General features: G+C 62.5%; 18 protein-coding genes. 11 read left to right on the top strand and 7 right to left on the bottom strand.

Annotated elements, in window-relative coordinates; translation table 11 throughout:
• Positions 1-289 precede the first annotated feature (289 nt).
• Positions 290-721, top strand: a complete 432-nt coding sequence (locus BLW50_RS26720; protein ID WP_090708018.1) for a CBS domain-containing protein — start codon at positions 290-292, stop codon at positions 719-721.
• Positions 722-838: 117 nt separating this feature from the next.
• Here the strand turns inward: BLW50_RS26720 and BLW50_RS26715 are convergent, their stop codons facing one another.
• The 4 genes from BLW50_RS26715 to BLW50_RS26700 all read right to left on the bottom strand — a co-directional run bounded on the left by BLW50_RS26715 (position 839) and on the right by BLW50_RS26700 (position 5,026).
• Positions 839-1,276, bottom strand: a complete 438-nt coding sequence (locus BLW50_RS26715) for a MaoC/PaaZ C-terminal domain-containing protein (protein WP_090708016.1) — start codon at positions 1,274-1,276, stop codon at positions 839-841.
• 103 nt (positions 1,277-1,379) lie between these two features.
• Entirely contained in the window at positions 1,380-3,080 is a 1,701-nt protein-coding gene (locus BLW50_RS26710) for an AMP-binding protein (protein ID WP_090708013.1), read from the bottom strand.
• Positions 3,081-3,203: 123 nt separating this feature from the next.
• Positions 3,204-3,932 carry a DUF1013 domain-containing protein gene (locus BLW50_RS26705; RefSeq protein ID WP_090708010.1) on the bottom strand — a complete coding sequence of 243 codons (729 nt, stop codon included), beginning with the start codon at positions 3,930-3,932 and terminating at the stop codon, positions 3,204-3,206.
• Between the two features lie 137 nt (positions 3,933-4,069).
• Positions 4,070-5,026, bottom strand: coding sequence for an AraC-like ligand-binding domain-containing protein (locus tag BLW50_RS26700; RefSeq protein WP_090708007.1), 957 nt, complete (start codon positions 5,024-5,026; stop codon positions 4,070-4,072).
• 251 nt (positions 5,027-5,277) lie between these two features.
• Between BLW50_RS26700 and BLW50_RS26695 the strand changes: the two genes are divergently transcribed.
• A complete protein-coding gene (locus tag BLW50_RS26695; RefSeq protein ID WP_139267758.1) occupies positions 5,278-5,940 on the top strand; it encodes a DAPG hydrolase family protein in 663 nt (220 codons plus the stop codon).
• A gap of 127 nt (positions 5,941-6,067) precedes the next feature.
• Here BLW50_RS26695 and BLW50_RS26690 read toward each other — a convergent pair whose 3' ends face one another.
• Positions 6,068-7,012 (bottom strand): ribose-phosphate pyrophosphokinase, encoded by a 945-nt coding sequence (locus tag BLW50_RS26690; protein ID WP_090708003.1) that lies wholly within the window; start codon positions 7,010-7,012, stop codon positions 6,068-6,070.
• A gap of 189 nt (positions 7,013-7,201) precedes the next feature.
• On the bottom strand, positions 7,202-7,813 hold the full coding sequence (locus tag BLW50_RS26685) for a hypothetical protein (RefSeq protein WP_090708000.1): 612 nt from the start codon (positions 7,811-7,813) through the stop codon (positions 7,202-7,204).
• A gap of 258 nt (positions 7,814-8,071) precedes the next feature.
• Between BLW50_RS26685 and uvrC the strand changes: the two genes are divergently transcribed.
• From uvrC to BLW50_RS26645, 8 genes are all read left to right on the top strand, one after another.
• Positions 8,072-10,177, top strand: a complete 2,106-nt coding sequence (gene uvrC, locus BLW50_RS26680; RefSeq protein ID WP_090707998.1) for an excinuclease ABC subunit UvrC — start codon at positions 8,072-8,074, stop codon at positions 10,175-10,177.
• Between the two features lie 33 nt (positions 10,178-10,210).
• The gene (locus tag BLW50_RS26675) at positions 10,211-11,794 is read left to right on the top strand and encodes an ethanolamine ammonia-lyase reactivating factor EutA (RefSeq protein WP_210186135.1); all 1,584 of its coding nucleotides are present in this window, start codon (positions 10,211-10,213) and stop codon (positions 11,792-11,794) included.
• Positions 11,795-11,961: 167 nt separating this feature from the next.
• Complete coding sequence (locus BLW50_RS26670; RefSeq protein ID WP_090707995.1) at positions 11,962-12,474, top strand: NAD(P)H-dependent oxidoreductase subunit E; 513 nt, start codon at positions 11,962-11,964, stop codon at positions 12,472-12,474.
• Positions 12,471-14,009 (top strand): formate dehydrogenase beta subunit, encoded by a 1,539-nt coding sequence (locus BLW50_RS26665; protein ID WP_090707993.1) that lies wholly within the window; start codon positions 12,471-12,473, stop codon positions 14,007-14,009. The genes BLW50_RS26670 and BLW50_RS26665 overlap by 4 nt, the downstream gene beginning before the upstream one ends.
• Positions 14,010-14,030: 21 nt before the next feature.
• Positions 14,031-16,877 (top strand): formate dehydrogenase subunit alpha, encoded by a 2,847-nt coding sequence (fdhF, locus tag BLW50_RS26660; RefSeq protein WP_090707991.1) that lies wholly within the window; start codon positions 14,031-14,033, stop codon positions 16,875-16,877.
• Positions 16,864-17,715 (top strand): formate dehydrogenase accessory sulfurtransferase FdhD, encoded by an 852-nt coding sequence (gene fdhD / locus BLW50_RS26655; RefSeq protein ID WP_090707988.1) that lies wholly within the window; start codon positions 16,864-16,866, stop codon positions 17,713-17,715. The genes fdhF and fdhD overlap by 14 nt, the downstream gene beginning before the upstream one ends.
• Entirely contained in the window at positions 17,712-17,936 is a 225-nt protein-coding gene (locus tag BLW50_RS26650; RefSeq protein WP_244544410.1) for a formate dehydrogenase subunit delta, read from the top strand. The genes fdhD and BLW50_RS26650 overlap by 4 nt, the downstream gene beginning before the upstream one ends.
• Before the next feature lie 467 nt (positions 17,937-18,403).
• Entirely contained in the window at positions 18,404-19,114 is a 711-nt protein-coding gene (locus tag BLW50_RS26645; RefSeq protein ID WP_090707985.1) for a L,D-transpeptidase, read from the top strand.
• Positions 19,115-19,162: 48 nt separating this feature from the next.
• Here the strand turns inward: BLW50_RS26645 and BLW50_RS26640 are convergent, their stop codons facing one another.
• Positions 19,163-19,954 (bottom strand): sulfite exporter TauE/SafE family protein, encoded by a 792-nt coding sequence (locus tag BLW50_RS26640; RefSeq protein WP_090707983.1) that lies wholly within the window; start codon positions 19,952-19,954, stop codon positions 19,163-19,165.
• Positions 19,955-20,018: 64 nt separating this feature from the next.
• On the opposite strand from BLW50_RS26640, the gene ruvC reads away from it, so the two are divergent.
• Entirely contained in the window at positions 20,019-20,549 is a 531-nt protein-coding gene (gene ruvC / locus BLW50_RS26635; RefSeq protein ID WP_090707981.1) for a crossover junction endodeoxyribonuclease RuvC, read from the top strand.
• Positions 20,550-20,558 lie beyond the last annotated feature (9 nt).

The following is a 20,558-nucleotide window of genomic DNA, read 5'->3' as shown; positions in this document are numbered from 1 at the left end:
AGAATTTCTTTTAAAATCAATAGTTTAGAAGAATTCTAAAATAGCACGCCAAATGCGCGAGAGATCACATCCGTACTTATACTGTGAAGATGTATGATCACGGCCTCTGACTTACCCTTGACTTGCTTTCGCCATCGCTCAAGATCACGCCAAGAGAAGAATTCTGGCGAGGCTCCAGCAAGGCTCTAAAGGAACTCTCTTCTCAGGTGCAGAATTGATCGAGACTGAGGCCACCAGCGCTAGAGTGCTCGAGACTGGCCCGGCCCTGATCGATCGAAGGAGGAGCGAAATGAAAGTTTCGAACATTCTCAAATCCAAGGGCAGCGACGTGATCACCGCGCAGCCGCACCGCACCTTGCATGAGATCGCGCATATCCTCGCCGACAAAGGCATCGGTGCTGTCGTCATCACAAGTGCTGATGGCGCCTTGATGGGCATCATCTCCGAGCGCGATGTGGTGCGCGTTCTCGCACGCAGCGGCGCCGAAGCCTTGAACGACGCCGTGAGCCGGCACATGACGCCGAAGGTCGTTACGGCGACGCGCGAGACCAGCATCGATCATCTCACAGAACAGATGACCGCCGGCCGTTTCCGCCACATGCCCATCGTTGAAGGCGGACGACTATGTGGCCTCGTCTCCATCGGCGATGCGGTGAAATGGCGGGTCGAGGAAATCGAATCCGAACATCGGGCGATGCGCGAATATATCGCCAACGCCTGAAGTAAGTTCTGTCAAAGTGGGAAATTGGATTGCTTCGCTCGCAGAGCAAGCGACGCAATCCAGAGCCGCCTGCATCAGCCTCAAACCGCGCTTTCAGGAAACGCGGTTTGCCATTCATCAAACAGGCCGCATGCGCACGAGCGCATCCAATGTGATGATCAGGACCGGCTCGCGGGCGTCATCGATGAGTTCGCTCTTGAGAACCACGACCGCGTTCTGCTTTTCAGGCCTCAGCGTCACGCTCTGAACGCGCGCATGGCCGGTCAGAGCAGCGCCGGGACGGACCGGCCGTGCGAAGCGAACGTCGCAGCCGCGCCCGACCAGACCCGCGACCTTGTTCCAGACAGCCTCGACCACGAGCCGCTGATAGATCGCGACCGTATTGAAGCCACTGGCAATCAACCCGCTGAACGGCCCGGCGGCAGCGGCAACAGGATCGGCGTGAATCGACACGGGATCATATTGACGGGCGAAGTTCAGGATTTCGGCCTCGGAGAGAATGTAAGTGCCGAACTGAAATGTCTGCCCTTCATGAAGGTCTTCAGCGTAGAGCATCCTGGACATCCTCGCGACGAGGGCCGATCGGCCGCGCAACGGCGGCCGCTACCCGCCATTGGTTAAGCGTTGTTCGAAAAACGGGCCACTACCCTTGAGGTAATCACGCCACCTTCGGCTTGCCCAATATCTCGTCGCGCAATTCGCGCCGCAGAATCTTGCCGACATTGGTCTTCGGCAGCGTCTCGCGGAACTCGATGTTCTTCGGCACTTTATAGGCGGTCAGCTTCTCGCGCGCGAAAGCCCGCAATTCCGCATGCGTCAACGACGGATCCTTTGGCACAACGAAGGCCGTTACCGCCTCACCGGAATGCGGATCAGGCACGCCGATCACCGCCGCTTCCAGCACTTTCGGATGGCTGGCGAGCACTTCCTCGACTTCGTTGGGGAACACTTTCAGGCCGGACATGACGATCATGTCCTTCATCCGATCAACGATCTTGACCATGCCTTGCGCGTCCAGGACAGCGACGTCGCCGGTGCGCAGATAACCGTCCGGCGTCATGACTTTCTCGGTTTCGTCGGGCCGCTCCCAATAGCCCGCCATCACCTGAGGACCCTTGACGCAGAGCTCACCCGCCTCGCCGATCGGCATCAGCTCACCATCGGGCGAGCGGATGGACACATCGGTCGATGGCACTGGATAACCAATCGATCCCGTGAACTCCTCGATATCGAGACGGTTGAGGCACACCACCGGCGAGGTTTCGGAAAGGCCGTAGCCTTCGACGATCGGCTTGCCCGACACCTCTTTCCAGCGCTGCGCCACCGGCGCTTGTGTCGCCATGCCGCCAGCGATGCAGACGCGCAGGTTGGAGAAATCGACTTTGGAAATGTCGTTATGCAGCGCCAGCGCGTTGTAGAGCGTGTTGACCAACACCAATTCGTTTGGCTTCGAGGTCTGCAGTGTTTTGACCAGCCCGGAGACATCGCGCGGATTGGCGACGAGGATCTGCAGACCGCCGATGCGACAGGTGAACACGCAACAACCGGTCAACGACAGGATGTGGTAGAGCGGCAAGGCCGTTACCACCGAATAATGCGCTGTGTCGCCGATGAACGGCCGCGTCCACGCCTCGCATTGCAGCACATTGGCCACGATATTGCGATGAAGCAGGGTCGCGCCTTTCGCGACGCCAGTGGTGCCGCCGGTATATTGCAGGAAGGCCACGTCATCGATCGACAGATCGACCTTCTCGATCGGTTTCTCGCGGCCGAAAGCGAGGAAGCGGCCGAAGCGCAGTGTCGCGGCCAGCGAATAGCGCGGCACGCCTTTCTTCACATAGCGCGAAACGAAATTGATAATGGCGCCCTTCAGGCCAAGCAGATCGCCGGGCGAGACGATGATCGCGCGCTCCACCGTCGTCAGATCGGGCAGCGCCTCCTCAATCGTGTGGCAGAAATTCTCCAGCACGAAGAGGATACGCACACCGGCATCGTTGAGCTGATGGGTCACTTCACGCGGCGTATAGAGCGGATTGACGTTGACCACGGTGAAGCCGCCGGCCAGAATCCCAAAGAGGATCGGCGCATAGGCCATCACATTGGGCATCATGATCGCAACGCGATCGCCCTTCTTCAACCCCATGCGCTGCAGGCCGGAGCCGAGCGCGTCAGCCAGTTCGCCAAATTGAGTATAGTTGAGGCGTTTGCCAAAGCTCTCAAGCGCCGGGCGGCTGCCATATTTGGCGACGCTGTCGCGAAAAACATCGACCAGTGTACCAAGCGGCGTGGCATCGATTTCCGTCGGCACACCGGCCGGATAATGCGCGAGCCAAGGTTTCAGCGCCGTTTTGGCGTCCATCGTTCCTCTCCCACGCCCTCCCCTCGGGCGATCATCAAACTAAAGCCGGTGCGGGATTGCCCCCGCACCGGTCAAGATGGCATCGCCATCGGCATTCGGCAATTCGGCGAAATGCCCCAGCACTTATTCTTTGGTCTTGAGGCCTTTGAGTTTGGCAAAGACGGAGTCGACGTCGATGTCGTCTTCCACTTCTTCCTTATGCGCCGGGCGGGCGCCGAAGACGTCTTCCTCGCTGGTCGGCGAGGCACGCTCGGCGTCATGGTCGCGCGGCGCGGTGGTGATCTCGGCCGGCACAAGGGTGGCGCCATTGTCGGGCTGCGGCGGCCGGTCCTTGTTGGCGCGCGCCACTTCGAAATCGAGATCGATCTGCGAGCACAGGCCCAGCGTCACTGGATCGAGCGGCGACAGATTGGCGGAGTTCCAATGGCTGCGGTCGCGAATGGCCTGCAGCGTCGTCTTGGTCGTGCCGACCAGCCGCATGATCTGCGCATCCTTCAGTTCCGGATGGTTGCGCAGCAGCCAGAGAATGGCATTGGGGCGATCCTGACGGCGCGACAGCGGCGTATAGCGCGGGCCACCGCGGCGCTTGATCTCCGGCAGACGCACTTTCGAGGCCGCCAGAACCAGCTTGTATTCGGGCTTGGCCTCGCCACGGGCGATTTCGTCGCGGGTCAGCTGACCCGAGGTGATCGGGTCATGGCCCTTGATCCCCGCCGCCACTTCACCGTCGGCAATGCCTTTGACCTCGAGAGGATGCAATTTGCAGAAATCAGCAATCTGATCGAAGGACAGCGAGGTGTTCTCCACGAGCCAGACCGCGGTCGCTTTGGGCATCAGCGGGGCGTTGTTCATCGTAATCTCCTGAAAGCCGTGGCGAGGACGTGGGCGCGCTGCGCCGGGCTTCCGGCCCGGCCGAGGCTAAGCCTCACATACACACATCCATGACGGGGATAGAGGACATATACTTTCCGGCCCCCGAAATGGCAATGCTAACCGTTCGCCGCCGGTAATCCGCCGCGCCGGGCCGCGCCAGGCGAGCAACCGTAAGTCTGCCCGAACAAAGTGGAGAAATGTTGCTGGCTGCGGAACCCGCAACTCAGCGCTATCATCTTGATTGTTTCGGACTTTCTGGCTGGATCGAGCAACATGCGACGGCCGCGATCGAGCCGGCGCAGCTTGATCTGCAGGCCAACGCTCTGGCCAGCCTTCTGGAAGAGCTGGTGCAGGGCTCGGACTGAAATACCGGCGGCGGCCGCCACCTGGGCCGGATCGAGATCGGCATCGGCCAGCCGATTGTCGATGATGGCGCAGCAACGGTCGTAAAGTCGGTCCTGGGTTGCCGATAGCGTTCCCCGGCTCTCGCCGGCTCGGTGATCCGCCAGCATGCAGAACATATCGGTCAGCCGCTGGGCATAGGCCGTGGCCAGTTTTTCCGGAATAGCGGCGCCCTCGGCGGCCAGCGCATGCAGCAGGTCGGCGGAAATCCGGCCAATGCCGCCGGTGGCCGGAAAGACTTCGAGAACCCGGCGCTGCGGCGCCACCATCGCGGTACGCAGGAAGCCGGCCGGGATCGTCAGCGCCATCAGATCGGTGCGCCGCCCATGCGCCAGACGATAGGGCGCGCCGAGATCGAGAAGCGTGAAGCAATCGGCCCGCAACAGCAGGCTACGGCCGTATTGTTCGATCTCCAGTTCACCCTCGCGCAACAGGACGAAGGCGAAGGCTTCCTCATCATCTCTGGCAATATGCCTGCGGGTACGGATCGCCTCTTCGTTCGAACTGGCCACTTCGGCAACCGCGAGGCCGGCGATCGGCACATGTCGGAAGCGGCCAAAAAACGGCATGCCCTCGCGGGTGCGCAACGCCACCTGACCGAAGGCATCGTTGATGATGCTGTTCCAAGCATGCCCTGTACTGGCGATCCGCGCCGACTGTCCGCCGACCATGGTGCCCTCCCCGTGACGGCAAGACCTAGCCCAAAAGCTTAATGACGAAACGCTCGAAAGCAATGTGCTTTTCAGCTGAGCGCATGAAAGCGTTCGCCGCAGCGCATTCCAGCGTCCCTGCCTTGTCCGCTGTGTCCGCCTCGCCCATCACCCCTGGCGGCGCAGAGGGGCGCGGAGGGAACGATGACGCCAATGACGCGCGCGCCGCTCACACGGCCCTGCCTCTCCGCAACCATCGCAAGGAGAACCGCATGGAAATCGAAACCATCAACGACCTGCTGAACCCCGGCTATCTGCCGTTCGAGTCAGGTTACAAGCCCCTCAAGGACGACCGTTGGCTTGTCGCCGCGTTAACCCGCATGCCGGGTTGCCGCGCCAAGATGATCGACTGGTGGTTCTCCTGGCTTGGCGGCATCGACCAATACAAGCTCTGGCATCCGCGCGACCATGTGTTCAGCGATTGGGAGAACCGCATCGACGGCAAATACATCGGCAGTTCGCATCTGGTGCACGAATATCTCGCCGGCGAAGGCAGCCCGCTCTACAAGCTACGCATCAACATCCGCGACCCCAAGGAGTTCTACGATCCCAAGCGCTTCGAACAGTCGGGCGCGTTCGCCATCACCGCGATCATCGGCGATCTCGAACATCCGGTGAATTTCGGCCGCATGACTCATTTCATCCGCGACACCGATTACGGATGTGAAATGCGCAGTCGCTTCTGGCTCGGCTATATGGCCAGCCGCGATCCTACAGCAGCTTTCACCGAACCACAGCAGCGCGACTTGCGCCGCCAGCATGTGACGGAAGAGCTGGCCCGCCGACTGCACCAGCATGCGGTGGAAGAAATGGGCTATCTCGCCGAAATCCTGCCAACGCTCTATCGCCGCGTCACGCAGGACAACACGTTTTAAACGAGCAGCCTTTAAGCGCGGCGCGTTCATAGCGTTTCACAGCTCGACGGAATCGTCGAACGCCATGAAGACGCGTCCAAATAAGAGGATCTAAGCAAATCACGTTTCTACCGAAACGTGATTTGCTCTAGTCGAACAGGCTCGACACGCTGCGCTCTTCGGCGGTGCGCCGCACCGCTTCGCCGATCAGTTGGGCGATGGAAATGACGCGGATGTTCTTGGCCACCCGCACCGCCGCCGTCGGCTCGATCGTATCGGTCAGCACCAGTTCCTTGATGCTCGACGAGGAGATACGCGCCACGGCACCGCCCGACAGCACGCCGTGCGTGATATAGGCATAGACCTCGCGGGCGCCCTGCTCCATCAGCGCATCGGCGGCATTGCACAGCGTGCCGCCGGAATCGACGATATCGTCGACCAGAATGCAGCTCTTGCCTCTGACGTCACCGATGATGTTCATCACCTCGGATTCGCCGGCGCGTTCACGCCGCTTGTCGACGATGGCGAGCGGCGCATCGATACGCTTGGCGAGCGCGCGGGCGCGCACCACGCCGCCGACGTCGGGCGAGATCACCATGGTGTTCTTGAGGTCGAGCCGTTCCTTGATGTCGCGCACCATGACCGGGGCGCTGAACAGATTGTCGACCGGAATATCGAAAAAGCCCTGGATCTGGCCGGCATGGAGATCGACGGTCAACACCCGGTCGGCACCGGCGCGGGTGATCAGGTTGGAGACCAGTTTGGCGGAAATCGGCGTGCGCGGGCCGGGCTTACGGTCCTGGCGGGCATAGCCGAAATAGGGGACGACGGCGGTGATGCGGCGGGCCGAGGAGCGGCGCAGCGCATCCATTATGATCAGGAGTTCCATCAGATGGTCGTTGGCCGGAAACGCCGTCGACTGAATGACGAATACGTCGAGACCGCGCACATTCTCCTGAATCTCGACGAAAATCTCCATGTCGGCAAAGCGCCGAACCTGGCATTTGGCCAACGGCATGCCGAGATAGGCGGCAATGGCTTCGGTCAAGGCACGGTTTGAATTACCTGCCAGGATTTTGAATTTTTCGTCCATGCCTGAAGGCCCCGCGCCTTAGAGCAGGATGCGAAAACGACCCCGTTTTCGCATAACCCCGCTCTAAACTCTAAAGAAACGTGATCTGGTGCGCCGCTCCTTATCAAGCTGAGGCAGAGCCGACAACACGATGGGCGGGACGAGGTAAATCTTCCACCGTTAATCGCGCGGCGTGACGTTATGGCAACATCAATCGAGGGGCGCGAACCCCTGCGCCCGCGCCGGCAGGGCCGCGGGGCGTGCTGCTTCCGCCACCGCCGCCCCGGCGGCAGCCCCTGTGGCGGCTACCGCTTCCGGTGAATTGGTGAGGAAACCAGCCAGATTCTCGGCCGTTAGCCCGGCAATACTATTCAAAACCTGGTCGTCGACCGCCCCCCAGGGGTTACCGGGCGATCCCCGTACCGTAATGGCGTCGTCCATGCGCTGGCGGCGGAACCGCTTCCGATCGAACACGTCCCAGACCCAGGCCACGGCGACGCCGCCCTCGGCCGGATAGGCGCTGAGGTGCCCCTGAACGATAAAATTGGCGCTTCCCGAATCGGCGGTCACAATGTCGCGACTGGCCAAAGCGGTGGATAAGAGGGGCACGAATCGGCTCGTCACCTCCGGCGGCGCCCCGTCCAGGGACTTAAAGGCCACCGTCACGCTCGACGGGCGCACGCCCGGCCGCAGGGCGATCGACGTGCGGGGCGCGTCCGTCGCGCTGGCGATCAAGCCGCCTCCCGTGTCGGAACAGCCGCCGAGCCACGGCGAAAACGCCAGCAGCACCGACGCCGCGCACAAATGCCGCGTCTTCATCATGCCAAACCTGAACCTGTTACGCCTTGGCCTGCTCCGGCGAACCGCGCGGCCTTAACCCGAGTGGTACCGGGAAATGCCGGATCGGTCTAGCTGAGGGCAGAATGTGAAAAGGGAGAGCTGGCTCGAAACGAGCCAAATCCCCGTGATCGGTGGAAAACTCTTGATCAGGGGGAAACTCTTGCACCCTGCCACAAGCTGACAGGGGCAAAGGCGCCTAGACGCCTTCCAACCCGGCGCCAATGCGCCTAAATCTCCGCCATGAGCCGCGTCATCAGCCGCACGCCCCCATCCCCAGCCGCAGCCAAAGCGGACACCGCCTTGCCGACGGACGAGAAATCGCCCGACGCGCCGGATTTTTCCGACGCGGCGAATGGCGAGGGCCCAAGCGATCTTGACCAAGATCTCGAGCAAGATTTTGGTCCGGTTCTGGTGGCCGATGACGAGACGCCACCGGAGCCGGGCTCGATCCGCCATGGTGTCGAGGTTATCCGCGCCAATCTCAAACATGCGCCGCTAGGCCCCGGCGTCTACCGCATGATCGCCGCCAATGGCGAAGTGCTCTATGTCGGCAAGGCGCGCAGCATCCGCCGCCGCATCGCCTCCTATGCGCGCGAGGCCGGTCACTCGAACCGCATCGCGCGCATGATCGCGCTCGCCGCCTCCATGGTTTTCGTCTCGACCGCGACGGAAACCGAGGCGCTGCTGCTTGAAGCCAACTACATCAAGCAAATGAAGCCGCGCTTCAACGTTCTGCTGCGCGACGACAAGTCCTTTCCCTATATCGTGCTGACCGGCGACCATGTCTCGCCGCAACTGACCAAGCATCGCGGCGCCCGCGCCCGCAAGGGTGATTATTTCGGCCCGTTCGCCAATGTTCAGGCGGTCAATCGCACGCTCAACGCCTTGCAGCGCGCCTTTCTGTTGCGCTCCTGCACGGATTCCTTTTACGAGAACCGCACGCGGCCCTGCCTGCTCTGGCAGATCAAGCGTTGCGCCGGCCCCTGCACCGGCGAAGTCAGCCACGAGAATTACACCGCGCTCGTTGGCGAAGCGCGCGACTTCCTCTCCGGCAAGAGCCGCGCCGTGCGCGAGCGCTTGGCGCAGGACATGAACACCGCCGCCGAGGCGCTTGAATTCGAAACCGCCGCGCGGCTGCGCGACAGGATCGCCGCGCTCTCGGCCATCCAGGGCACCCAGGGCATCAACCCACGCACGGTGGAAGAGGCCGACGTTTTCGCCATCATCGAGGAAGCCGGCCAGTTCGCCATCGAGGTGTTCTTCTTCCGCACCTTCCAGAACTGGGGCAACCGCGCTTATTACCCGCGCGCCGACCGCAGCCTGACATCAGGCGAAGTGCTCGACGCGTTCTTGGCGCAGTTCTACGCCGACAAGCCGGCGCCACGCCTGGTGCTGCTGTCGCATGAGATTGAAAATCGCGAGATTCTCGCCGACGCTCTGAGTGCCCGCGCCGGTCGTAAGGTGGAAGTCGCTGTGCCGCAGCGCGGCGAACGCCGCGAACTGGTCGAGCACGCCACCCAGAACGCTCGCGAAACCCTCGGCCGCAAGCTCGCCGACACCGCGGCGCAGGAGAAGCTTTTGGCGGCGCTCGCCGAGGCCTTCGGCTTTAAGCGCCCCCTGCAGCGCGTCGAGGTCTACGACAACTCCCACATCATGGGCACCAATGCCATCGGCGCCATGGTTGTCGCCGGCCGCACCGGCTTCATGAAGGCCCATTACCGCACCTTCAACATTAAGAGCACTGACATCACGCCCGGCGACGATTACGGCATGATGCGTGAAGTGCTGATGCGCCGTTTCTCGCGGCTGAAGAAGGAAGAAACCGCATCCGCGACGGAGGCCGAGACAGAGACATCAGCCGATGCTGAGAGCAAGCCGAGCGACGCCTTTCCCTCGCGTCCCGACCTCATCCTCATCGACGGCGGCAAAGGCCAGTTCGAGGAAGCCCGCAAGGTGCTGACCGAACTTGGCATCGAAGGTGTCGAACTCGCCTCCATCGCCAAGGGGCCCGACCGCAACGCCGGCCGCGAGACGTTCTTCGTCGAAGGCCGCGAACCGTTCAAACTGCCGCCGCGCGATCCCGCGCTCTATTTCATCCAACGCCTGCGCGACGAGGCGCATCGCTTCGCCATCGGCACCCATCGCGCCCGTCGCAAGAAAGACTTCGTGCGCAGCCCGCTCGACGAGATCGCCGGCATCGGCCCCGCCCGGAAACGCGCTTTGTTGCAGACGTTCGGCACCGCCAAGGCCGTGGGCAGCGCCGCGCTCTCGGACCTTGAAAAGGTGCCCGGCGTCAATGCAGCGACCGCCAAACTGATCTATGATTTCTTCCACGACAAGGCATGACGACACCGACCGTCAGAAAGACAGGCGCCCCTCATGTCACCGGGTGAAAGGCCCAAGCCGGGCAAGCCCCACACCTTAGCCGATCACCGTTTCGGCGCCGACACCGGCCATGTGCATGGGCCGGGTGAGGATCACGACCATGACCACGATGGCCACGAAACGCTGGAGCCAGGCTCGACAGCTCTCGAACTGGTACCGCTCCTCAGCCTCGGCATCGATATCGGCTCTTCCAGCACCCAGGTCGTGTTCTCGCGGCTGATGATGCGCGGGCCGGGCGAACCATTGGCCATGCGCCGCAATGCCAAGAGCCGCGAGACGTTGTATCGCTCGCCGATCGCGATAACGCCCTTCACAGATGCGAATATGATCGACGCCGCGCGACTGCACGCCACCATCGACCGCGCCTATACGGCCGCCGGCCTCAGCCCCGATGATATAGAGACCGGCGCCATCATTCTGACGGGCGCAGCCGCACAGCGCGACAACGCGCGCACCATTCTGGATACGTTGAGCGCGGAGAGCGGCGAGCTGATCGCCGCCGTCGCCGGCCACCATATGGAAGCGGCGCTTGCGGCCTATGGCTCGGGCGCGGTTGAGACCTCGCGCCGCGATGGCACGCGACTTCTCAATGTCGATGTCGGTGGCGCCACCACCAAACTGGCGCTGGTCGAGGCCGGCCGCGTGCACGCCACGGCGGCGCTGCGCGGCGGCGGCCGCCTTGTTGCCCTCGATCGAGAGGATCGCATCGTCAGGCTCGACGATGACGCCCGCGCCTTCGCCGCACGCATTGGCCTCGATCTGCGGATCGGCGCCATAGCGACACGCGACGACCTGCAAAGCCTGGCCGAGACCATCGCCGACACCATCGCCAGCGCGCTCGCAGCGGAGGCAACGCCAGACCGCGACAGCCTGCTCACCGCACCGCTGCCGCCGTTGCAGGACATCGACGGCCTCCAATTTTCCGGCGGCGTCGCCGAATATGTCTACGATCGGGAAAAGCGCGATTTCGGCGATCTCGGCTGGCGGCTCGGCCGGGCGCTGCGCCGACGCTGCGCGGACGGCACCATTCCCTGGCCGCTGTTGCCATCAGGCGAATGTATTGGCGCCACCGTGCTCGGCGCCTCAGAATTCACCGTGCAGATGAGCGGCGCCACCAGTTTCATCTCATCGCACGCCACGCTGCTGCCGCGCCGCAATCTGCCGGTGCTGCAACCGCCCTATGATTTCTCCGGCGCCATCGACGCCGATGCCCTCGCCCAAGCCATTGTCGATCACCGCCGCGCCTTCGGCGACGACGATCCGGCGACCGAACGGGCCTTCGCCTTCCGCTGGCGCGGTGATGCCTCCTGGCCGAGGCTCACCGCTTTCGCGCGCGGCTTGTCGCGAGGCCTGGCAGACCGCATCGCCACCGGCGGGCCCCTGTGGCTGATCTGCGAGGGCGATGTCGCCCTCAATCTCGGCGGCCTGCTGCGCGACGAACTCGGCCTCGCCAACGACATTCTGGTGATCGACGGCATCGTCCTGCGCGATTTCGACTATGTCGATCTCGGCCGCATCCGCCTACCCTCGGGCACCCTGCCCGTCACCATCAAATCGCTGACGTTCGCAAATCGCTGACGTTCGCCCCGCGGAATCACGAAGGCTTGAATAGGCAGCATCCCACGATGACCGCGCCCAAGCGCCGCACCAGCCTTTTCGACAAGACGCTCTTTAGTGCTAAAATAAACAAAATCGGCCTATACTCTCCGCAACATGAAAATCCAGGTCGAGAGTGAGTGATAGAAATGACCTCGGGAACGACACAGGCCTTCGACGCGGCTCTCGTGGAGGAGATCGCGCGCGACGAACAAACGAAGGCTCGAGCCTTCTTCGGCGAGGCCTGCGGCCTGGCGGGCGCGTTGCTGCCGATCCTGCATCGCCTGCAGGAGACCTTCGGCTATGTCGACGAACAGAGCTGGCCGATCATCGCCCAGGTGCTGAACATTTCCCAGGCTGAGGTGCGCGGCACCACCAGTTTCTATCATGACTATCGCCACGCCCCGGCCGGGCGACATGTGCTGAAACTCTGCCGCGCCGAAGCCTGCCAATCGATGGGCGTCGAAGCCCTGGCCGATCATCTCAGCCGCCACCATCGCCTCAACCCGGGCGACACCTCCGCCAATGGCGGGCTGACGGTGGAGAATGTCTATTGCCTCGGCAATTGCGCTCTGTCGCCGGCGGCGCTGTTCGACGACCGCCTTGTCGGCCGTCTTGATGAAGCGCGGCTCGATGCGCTTGTGGCGGAGGCGGCCCGATGAGCACGGTGCGCCTCTTCGTTCCCCGCGACGCCGCCGCTCTGTCGGTCGGCGCCGACGATGTCGCCGCCGCCATCGCCCGCGAAGCGAAAGCCCGTGGCCTCGATATCACCATCGTCCGCAACGGCTCGCGCGGCCTGCTCTGGCTCGAGCCGCTGGTCGAGGTCGAGACATCGCAAGGGCGCATCGGCTACGGCCCCGTGTGCGCAGCCGACGTAGCCTCCCTGCTCGATGCCGGCTTACTCGAAGGCAAAAGCCATGCGCTCTGCATCGGCCCCGTCGAAGAGCACAACTATTTCAAACGCCAGCAACGCCTCACCTTCGCCCGCGTCGGCGTGATCGATCCGCTATCGCTCGATGACTATCGCGCCCATGGCGGCTTGATCGGCCTGGAGAAGGCGCGCGCCCTGGCGCCGACCGCCATCGTCGAAGAAATCATGGCCTCTGGCCTGCGCGGACGTGGCGGCGCCGGCTTCCCCGCCGGCATCAAATGGCGCACGGTGCTGGAAGCCCAGGGACCGCAGAAATTCATCGTCTGCAATGCGGACGAAGGCGACAGCGGCACCTTCGCCGATCGCATGCTGATGGAGGGCGATCCCTTCCTATTGATTGAAGGCATGGCCATCGCCGGCCTCGCCACGGGCGCGACACGCGGCGTCATCTACATCCGCTCAGAATATCCGCACGCGATCGCCACCATGCGCGAAGCCGTCGCTATCGCCCGACGCGCCGATGTGCTCAACGCGCGTTTCGATATCGAGATCCGTGTCGGCGCCGGGGCTTATGTCTGTGGCGAGGAAACGTCGCTGCTCGAAAGCATCGAAGGCAAGCGCGGCCAAGTGCGCGCCAAGCCACCGCTGCCGGCACACAAGGGCCTGTTCGGTTGCCCGACGATCATCAACAACGTGCTGACCTTGGCCGCCGCGCCAACCATTCTGGCTGAGGGCGGCATGGCCTATGCGGCGCATGGCATGGGCCGCTCGCGCGGTACCTTGCCGTTCCAGATCGCCGGCAATGTCAAACGCGGCGGCCTGTTCGAGGCGCCCTTCGGCCTGACCTTGCGCACCCTCATCGAGGACATCGGCGGCGGCACCGCCAGCGGCCGGCCGCTGCGCGCCGTCCAGGTCGGCGGTCCCCTTGGCGCTTATTTCCCCGAGAGCCTGCTCGATACGCCGCTCGACTATGAAGCCATGGCGGCGAAGGCCGGCCTGCTCGGCCACGGCGGCATCGTCGTTTTCGACGACACGGTCGACATGGCCCACCAGGCTCGTTTCGCCTTCGACTTCTGCGCCATCGAGAGCTGCGGCAAGTGTACGCCCTGCCGCATCGGCTCGACGCGCGGCGTCGAGACCATCGACAAAATCACGCAAGGGCAGAATGTCGAAGCCAATATCGCTTTGGTGAAAGACCTGTGCACCGTGCTGACCGACGGCTCGCTCTGCGCCCTTGGCGGGTTAACGCCAATGCCGGTAATGAGCGCCCTCACCCATTTTCCTGATGACTTTCATCGTGGCGCCCTACGCGCCGCCGCCGAATAATAAAGATCGCCGAGAAACATCATGCCCCTCGATCGCGAACCTGATTTTGGAACCCCGGCCAGCACCAGCGCCACCACCGTGACGCTAACCATCGATGGCGCTGCTATCACCGTGCCGGCTGGCACATCGGTGATGGCGGCCGCCATGCATGCCGGCACGCAGATCCCCAAACTCTGCGCCACCGACATGGTCGAAGCCTTCGGCTCCTGCCGCCTCTGCCTCGTCGAGATCGAGGGACGGCGCGGGACGCCGGCCTCCTGCACGACGCCGGCCGAAAACGGCATGGTCGTGCACACGCAGACGCCGCGCCTGAGCACTTTGCGCCGTGGCGTCATGGAGCTCTATATCTCCGATCATCCGCTGGATTGCCTGACCTGTTCCGCCAATGGCGATTGCGAATTGCAGGACATGGCCGGCGTCGTAGGCCTGCGCGATGTGCGTTATGGCCAGGACGGCCAAAAGCATCGCACCGTCGCCAAGGACGAGAGCAATCCCTATTTCACCTTCGACTCTTCGAAGTGCATCGTCTGCTCGCGCTGCGTGCGCGCCTGCGAGGAGGTGCAAGGCACGTTCGCGCTGACCATCGACGCGCGCGGCCTCGCTTCAAAGGTATCGACCGGCACCGCTGATTTCCTGACGTCCGAATGCGTCTCCTGTGGCGCCTGCGTGCAGGCCTGCCCGACAGCGACGCTCAATGAAAAGACCGTCATCGAAATGGGCACGCCGACCAAGGCGACCATCACCACCTGCGCCTATTGCGGTGTCGGCTGCTCGTTCCGCGCCGAAACCCAGGGCGACAAAGTGGTGCGCATGGTGCCCGACAAAGCCGGCAAGGCCAATGACGGCCATTCCTGCGTCAAGGGCCGCTTCGCCTGGGGCTACGCCACCCACAAGGACCGCATCACCAAGCCGATGATCCGCGCCAAGATCACCGATCCCTGGCGCGAGGTGAGCTGGGAAGAAGCCTTCGCCCATGCGGCGTCCGAGTTCAAGCGCATCCAGGGCCAGTATGGCCGCGATTCGATTGGCGGCATCACCTCCTCACGCTGCACCAATGAGGAAACCTTCCTGGTGCAGAAGCTGATCCGCGCCGGCTTCGGCAATAACAATGTCGACACCTGCGCCCGCGTCTGTCATTCGCCAACCGGCTATGGTTTGAAGACCACGCTCGGCACCTCCGCCGGCACGCAGGATTTCCGCTCGGTCGAGAAAGCCGACGTCGTGCTCGTCATCGGCGCCAATCCCACCGATGGTCACCCGGTCTTTGGCTCGCGCCTCAAGAAGCGGCTGCGTCAGGGCGCCAAGCTCATCGTCGCCGATCCGCGCCGCACCGATCTGGTGCGCACGCCGCACGTCGAGGCCGCCTATCATCTGCCGGTCATGCCCGGCACCAATGTCGCCCTGCTCAACGCGCTCTCCCATGTCATCGTCACCGAAGGCCTGGTGAAAGAAGACTACGTGCGCGAACGCTGCGAATGGCAGGATTTCGAAATCTGGGCCCGCTTTATCGCTCAGGATATCAATTCGCCGGAAGCTACAGAAGCCAAGACCGGTGTGCCAGCGGCCGATGTGCGTGGCGCCGCACGGCTCTACGCCACCGGTGGCAATGGCGCGATTTTCTACGGCCTTGGCGTCACCGAACACAGCCAGGGTTCCACCACGGTGATGGCCATGGCCAATCTCGCCATGGCGACTGGCAATATCGGGCGCGATGGCGTCGGCGTGAATCCGCTGCGCGGCCAGAACAATGTGCAGGGCGCCTGCGACATGGGTTCATTCCCCCATGAATTCTCCGGCTATCGCCATGTCTCCGACGATGCCACCCGCGAGATGTTCGAGAGCTTCTGGGGTGTCGGGCTGTCGGCGGAGCCGGGCCTGCGCATTCCCAACATGCTGGATGAGGCGGTCGGCGGCCGTTTCAAGGGCCTCTACATCCAAGGCGAAGACATCGCCCAGTCCGATCCGAACACGAAACATGTGACGGCCGGCCTGCGCAGCATGGAATGCGTGATCATTCAGGATCTGTTCCTGAACGAGACTGCGAAATACGCCCATGTGTTTTTCCCTGGTTCCTCCTTCCTGGAAAAAGACGGTACCTTCACCAATGCGGAGCGGCGCATCAGCCGCGTGCGCAAGGTGACGCCATCGCCGTCGGGCCTCGCCGATTGGGAAATCACCCTGCGCTTCGCCGAAGCTCTTGGCTATCAGATGACCTATGATCATCCCTCCGAGATCATGGACGAGATCGCACGCCTGACGCCAACCTTCGCCGGCGTTTCCTATCCGCGGATCGACGAACTCGGTTCCATCCAATGGCCCTGCAACAAGGATGCGCCGGAAGGCACGCCGATCATGCACATCGATCGTTTCGTGCGCGGCAAGGGCAAGTTCATGGTGACGGAATATGTCCCCACCGACGAAAAGACCGGGCCGCGCTTCCCGCTGCTGCTGACCACCGGTCGCATCCTCTCACAATATAATGTCGGCGTGCAGACCTCGCGCTCGCACAACAATGTCTGGCATTCGGAGGACAGACTCGAGATCCATCCCTTCGACGCGGAGGAGCGCGGCGTCCGTGAAGGCGATCTCGTATCCCTGCAGAGCCGCTCTGGCGATGTGTCGCTACGCGCCACGATCACGGACCGCGTGCAGCCGGGCGTCGTCTACACCACTTTCCATCATGCCAAGAGCGGCGTGAACGTCATCACCACCGACTATTCCGACTGGGCGACCAATTGCCCGGAATACAAGGTGACTGCGGTGCAGGTGCAACGCACCAACCATTATTCCGATTGGCAGAACGAAGAACGCGAGAATGCCGATCTCCTGCGCATGATCGAAGGCAGCATGAGCCATGCCGCCGAGTAACGACAAGACACCTAACGACAAAACACGCGCGGCCTTCACCCGCAGCCTGGCACAGCGGTTCGATTATACCGACAGCATTTCCGACGCGGTCGCGCGCAACGTGCCGGTCGAGACACCGATCAACATCGTCTATGCGCCGGTGCCCTTCGCCGTGATGATGGCGACGCCGCAGGATCTTGAAGATTTCGCCGTCGGTTTCAGCTTCACCGAAGGCATGATCGATAGCGCCAGCGACATCCGCTCCATCGCCATTGAAGAGGATGAGCGCGGCGTCAAGCTCATCGTCTCGCTCGCCGCCGACAAACTGCAGCGCCATCTGGCGCGGGCCCGCAAGATCGCCGGGCTCACCAGCTGCGGCATCTGCGGGATCGACGATCTGGCCTCGCTACCGCAGGTCAAACGGACCTTTTCCGGCACGGCGCTGCGCGCCGACGCTATTGAGGCGGCGCTGAGCCAGTTACGCCGGCATCAGCCCTTGAACGTCGAGACGGGGGCTGTCCATGCCGCCGCCTGGTGCGCCTACGACGGCACGATCCGCGCTATCCGCGAGGATGTCGGCCGCCACAACGCGCTCGATAAGCTGATCGGCCATCTGCTGCGCACGAAGGCTGATCCGACCAACGGTTTCGTGCTCATCACCAGCCGCTGCTCGTTCGAACTGGTGGAAAAAACCGCCGTGTTCGGCGCTTCGGCCCTGGTCGCCATTTCAGCGCCGACCTCGCTCGCCATCGAGCGCGCCAATGCCTATCGCATGACGCTGGTGGCCATCGCCCGTTCGGACGGCGCCATGGTCTTTGGTAATGCGGGCACGATCGTCACAGGAGAAACGACGCGGTGAACAACGAGACGACGCTGGTGCGCATGGCCAACCAGATCGCCACCTTCTTCAAGTCCCAGCCCGCGGATCAGGCCGTTTCCGGCACGGCCGAGCACATCCACGCCTACTGGAACAAAGTCATGCGCCGTGACATCTACGCCTATATGGACCAAGGTGGCGACGGCCTCGATCCCTTGGCGTTGAAAGCGCTGGAGCAATTGCGCGCCAACGAAAAGAGCTAGTACGGCAATCGTCCTTTAGCGCTCGTGCGCTTCTGCTCTATCGAAACGCGGTTTGCTCCATAGCCTTTTCGAGCGAAGGGCACCGGTTCGCGTAAAGAAAACGCGTTCGAACGAAAGCCTGAAGTCTTTCGCCGCTTCTATGAAGCGGTGAACGACTTTAATGCCATTTGGCCCAGGCATCATGACCGATAAAGGCAACGGTAAAAAACAATACGCTAAAGGTCGCGCAGATAAGCAGCTTTGACACTGCGTCGGGTTCGTTCCTGAACATCACATCCACTCCTCCGCCCGCTCCAAAGCGAAGTAGCACCCAGACTAAAAACGCGCGCCGCTCTGCGAAAGTGACTTAGGTCATTGAAACCAGGCGCTTTGGCAGAACGTGGTAAATCCCTTCAGCTCGAAATTCATGCCATCGTAACCATTCCAGGCGATAGTGCTGCTACGTACTCCTCTCCATGAACTGTCCCATGCTGACTCGCCGTACTCTTGCTCTCACCGCTCTTTGTTCAGTGGCTACCGGTCTTGCCGGCTGTTCCTCGATCGGCATTCCATCGCTACCCGAAGGATCGTCCACAAAACGGCGCACCTTATCCCGCACGCTATCGGTTCCGAATTACGCGGAAGTCTATGCGGCCTATCCCGGCGAAAGCACGCCGATCCTCGCGGTCAACTACCGCAACATAGATCCACGCTATTTGCGTCAGACAGTCGAATTCACGGGAAGCGCGCCCGTAGGCTCGATCGTTATCGATCCCGGCTCCTATCATCTCTATTACGTCGAATCGGCCAAGGTCGCGACCCGTTATGGTGTCGGTGTTGGGCGCGAAGGCTTTGGCTGGACGGGCGAAGCTCGGATCAACATGAAGCGCGACTGGCCGGACTGGGTGCCGCCGCGCGAAATGGTCGAGCGCGAGCCCGACATCAAGAAACGCCTGGAAATGACGCCGCGCGGACTTGGCGTGCGCGGCGGACCGAACAGCCCGCTAGGGGCGCGCGCCATGTACCTGTTTGGCGCCCACGGCGAGGGCGATCTCGGCTATCGCATTCATGGCACACTGGAGCCGGAAACCGTGGGTAGCAACGTGTCGTCGGGCTGCATTCGGATGATCAACCAAGACATCGCCCATATCTACGCCCGCGTTGCGCCCGGCACGCCCGTGACCGTACTTCCGGTATGAGTTCAGCAGCGCCCAAATGCGTCTCCATCGAAACGCATTTGGCTTGAGCTAGCGGATGAAGTGGTCGAACAGCGGCAGACTGAACACGACCGACAGCGCGATCAGCACATAGGCCGCGATGCGGTACTGACTGTCCGACGTGCCCTTGAAGAAGCGCGCGCCTAACGCCAGGCCGATGGTATAGAGCGGCCACGCAATCAAGGCATAGACCACCACGTCGAAGGTGAAGAACCCGTTGAAGAAATAGACCACGTCGGTCGAGAACGAGGCAAACGCGTAGAACACCATGATATTGGCGCGGATGACGCTTGCTTCGGCTGTGCTCGACAGCCAATAGGCAATGACAAGCGGCCCGGACACGCCCGTGGCCCCGCCTGTCAGCCCGGCGCCAAGCCCAACCACGGTCGAAGCGAGCGGCGTCGGCTGTCCGCGATAGCGCCAGCCGGTGACCAGTACGAGCAGCATGACCGAAACCAGTCCCGCCATGATCCAGCGCAGCACCATTGGATCGGTGGTCTTCAGCACCCAGGCGCCCACCGGCAGCATGGCGATGGCCGCGATCGCCATCGGCGCCACCTCGCGCCAGCGACTTTTGGGCAGATAGGAGAAGCCGTAGGGCGTCGCGCTGACCAGATCGAACAGATAGAACACCGCCACTGCCTTGCGCGGCCCCAGAACGGCTGCGGTCAGCGGGATGAAGATCAGAGCGCCGCCGAAGCCGGAAAAGCCGCGCGTGATGCCCGAGATGAACACGACGCAGGCGACAAACCAGGTGGTCTTCTGCGCCAAAAGCCCCGCGACCTCATGGCCAAGCGAAGCGAACCATTGACTATCGAACATCTGGCGCTCCGGCGGCAGGCCCGTCTGCTAGCGGCCGGCGGCCGAAGACTGATATGAACACCGTATGTCCTCCCAGGCGATTCGCATCCTTGGCATCGATCCCGGCCTGCGCAATCTCGGCTGGGGCATCGTCGAATCCGCAGGCTCACGCCTGACATTCGTCGCCTGCGGCACAATTCATTCAGATGCTGCTCTATCTCTTGGGGAACGTCTGCGACAACTCCACCTCGGTCTGGCAGATGTGCTTCAGACGCATATGCCCGAAGAAGCCGCCGTTGAGGAGACCTTCGTCAACCGCGATCCACAATCGGCGCTGAAACTTGGCCAGGCGCGCGGCGTTGCCCTCGTAGTGCCGGCATTGGCCGGTATTCCGGTCGCCGAATACGCCGCCAATCTGGTCAAGAAAACCGTGGTCGGTGCCGGCCATGCGGAAAAACGGCAGGTGGCCATGATGATCAAAGTCCTGCTGCCGAAAGCTGACGCGCGCAGCGCCGACGCTGCCGATGCGCTCGCTGTCGCCATTTGCCACGCACAGCATCGTGGCGCCCACGCGCGCCTGCAAGCCATCGCGCCAACGGGCCGCAAAACCGGCTAAGGTGTTCCC

Source organism: Beijerinckia sp. 28-YEA-48 (assembly GCF_900104955.1).
Taxonomy (GTDB): Bacteria; Pseudomonadota; Alphaproteobacteria; order Rhizobiales; family Beijerinckiaceae; genus Terripilifer.
The sequence above is the reverse complement of the archived record's forward strand: the minus strand, read 5'-3'. Positions and strand labels throughout refer to the sequence as shown.

What these genes read in the sequence shown, in the direction of transcription:
- BLW50_RS26720 (WP_090708018.1), top strand. Translation starts at nt 290, where the DNA reads ATGAAAGTTTCGAACATTCTCAAATCCAAGGGCAGCGACGTGATCACC.
- BLW50_RS26715 (WP_090708016.1), bottom strand. Translation starts at nt 1,276, where the DNA reads ATGCTCTACGCTGAAGACCTTCATGAAGGGCAGACATTTCAGTTCGGC.
- BLW50_RS26710 (WP_090708013.1), bottom strand. Translation starts at nt 3,080, where the DNA reads ATGGACGCCAAAACGGCGCTGAAACCTTGGCTCGCGCATTATCCGGCC.
- BLW50_RS26705 (WP_090708010.1), bottom strand. Translation starts at nt 3,932, where the DNA reads ATGAACAACGCCCCGCTGATGCCCAAAGCGACCGCGGTCTGGCTCGTG.
- BLW50_RS26700 (WP_090708007.1), bottom strand. Translation starts at nt 5,026, where the DNA reads ATGGTCGGCGGACAGTCGGCGCGGATCGCCAGTACAGGGCATGCTTGG.
- BLW50_RS26695 (WP_139267758.1), top strand. Translation starts at nt 5,278, where the DNA reads ATGGAAATCGAAACCATCAACGACCTGCTGAACCCCGGCTATCTGCCG.
- BLW50_RS26690 (WP_090708003.1), bottom strand. Translation starts at nt 7,012, where the DNA reads ATGGACGAAAAATTCAAAATCCTGGCAGGTAATTCAAACCGTGCCTTG.
- BLW50_RS26685 (WP_090708000.1), bottom strand. Translation starts at nt 7,813, where the DNA reads ATGATGAAGACGCGGCATTTGTGCGCGGCGTCGGTGCTGCTGGCGTTT.
- uvrC (WP_090707998.1), top strand. Translation starts at nt 8,072, where the DNA reads ATGAGCCGCGTCATCAGCCGCACGCCCCCATCCCCAGCCGCAGCCAAA.
- BLW50_RS26675 (WP_210186135.1), top strand. Translation starts at nt 10,211, where the DNA reads ATGTCACCGGGTGAAAGGCCCAAGCCGGGCAAGCCCCACACCTTAGCC.
- BLW50_RS26670 (WP_090707995.1), top strand. Translation starts at nt 11,962, where the DNA reads ATGACCTCGGGAACGACACAGGCCTTCGACGCGGCTCTCGTGGAGGAG.
- BLW50_RS26665 (WP_090707993.1), top strand. Translation starts at nt 12,471, where the DNA reads ATGAGCACGGTGCGCCTCTTCGTTCCCCGCGACGCCGCCGCTCTGTCG.
- fdhF (WP_090707991.1), top strand. Translation starts at nt 14,031, where the DNA reads ATGCCCCTCGATCGCGAACCTGATTTTGGAACCCCGGCCAGCACCAGC.
- fdhD (WP_090707988.1), top strand. Translation starts at nt 16,864, where the DNA reads ATGCCGCCGAGTAACGACAAGACACCTAACGACAAAACACGCGCGGCC.
- BLW50_RS26645 (WP_090707985.1), top strand. Translation starts at nt 18,404, where the DNA reads ATGCTGACTCGCCGTACTCTTGCTCTCACCGCTCTTTGTTCAGTGGCT.
- BLW50_RS26640 (WP_090707983.1), bottom strand. Translation starts at nt 19,954, where the DNA reads ATGTTCGATAGTCAATGGTTCGCTTCGCTTGGCCATGAGGTCGCGGGG.
- ruvC (WP_090707981.1), top strand. Translation starts at nt 20,019, where the DNA reads ATGTCCTCCCAGGCGATTCGCATCCTTGGCATCGATCCCGGCCTGCGC.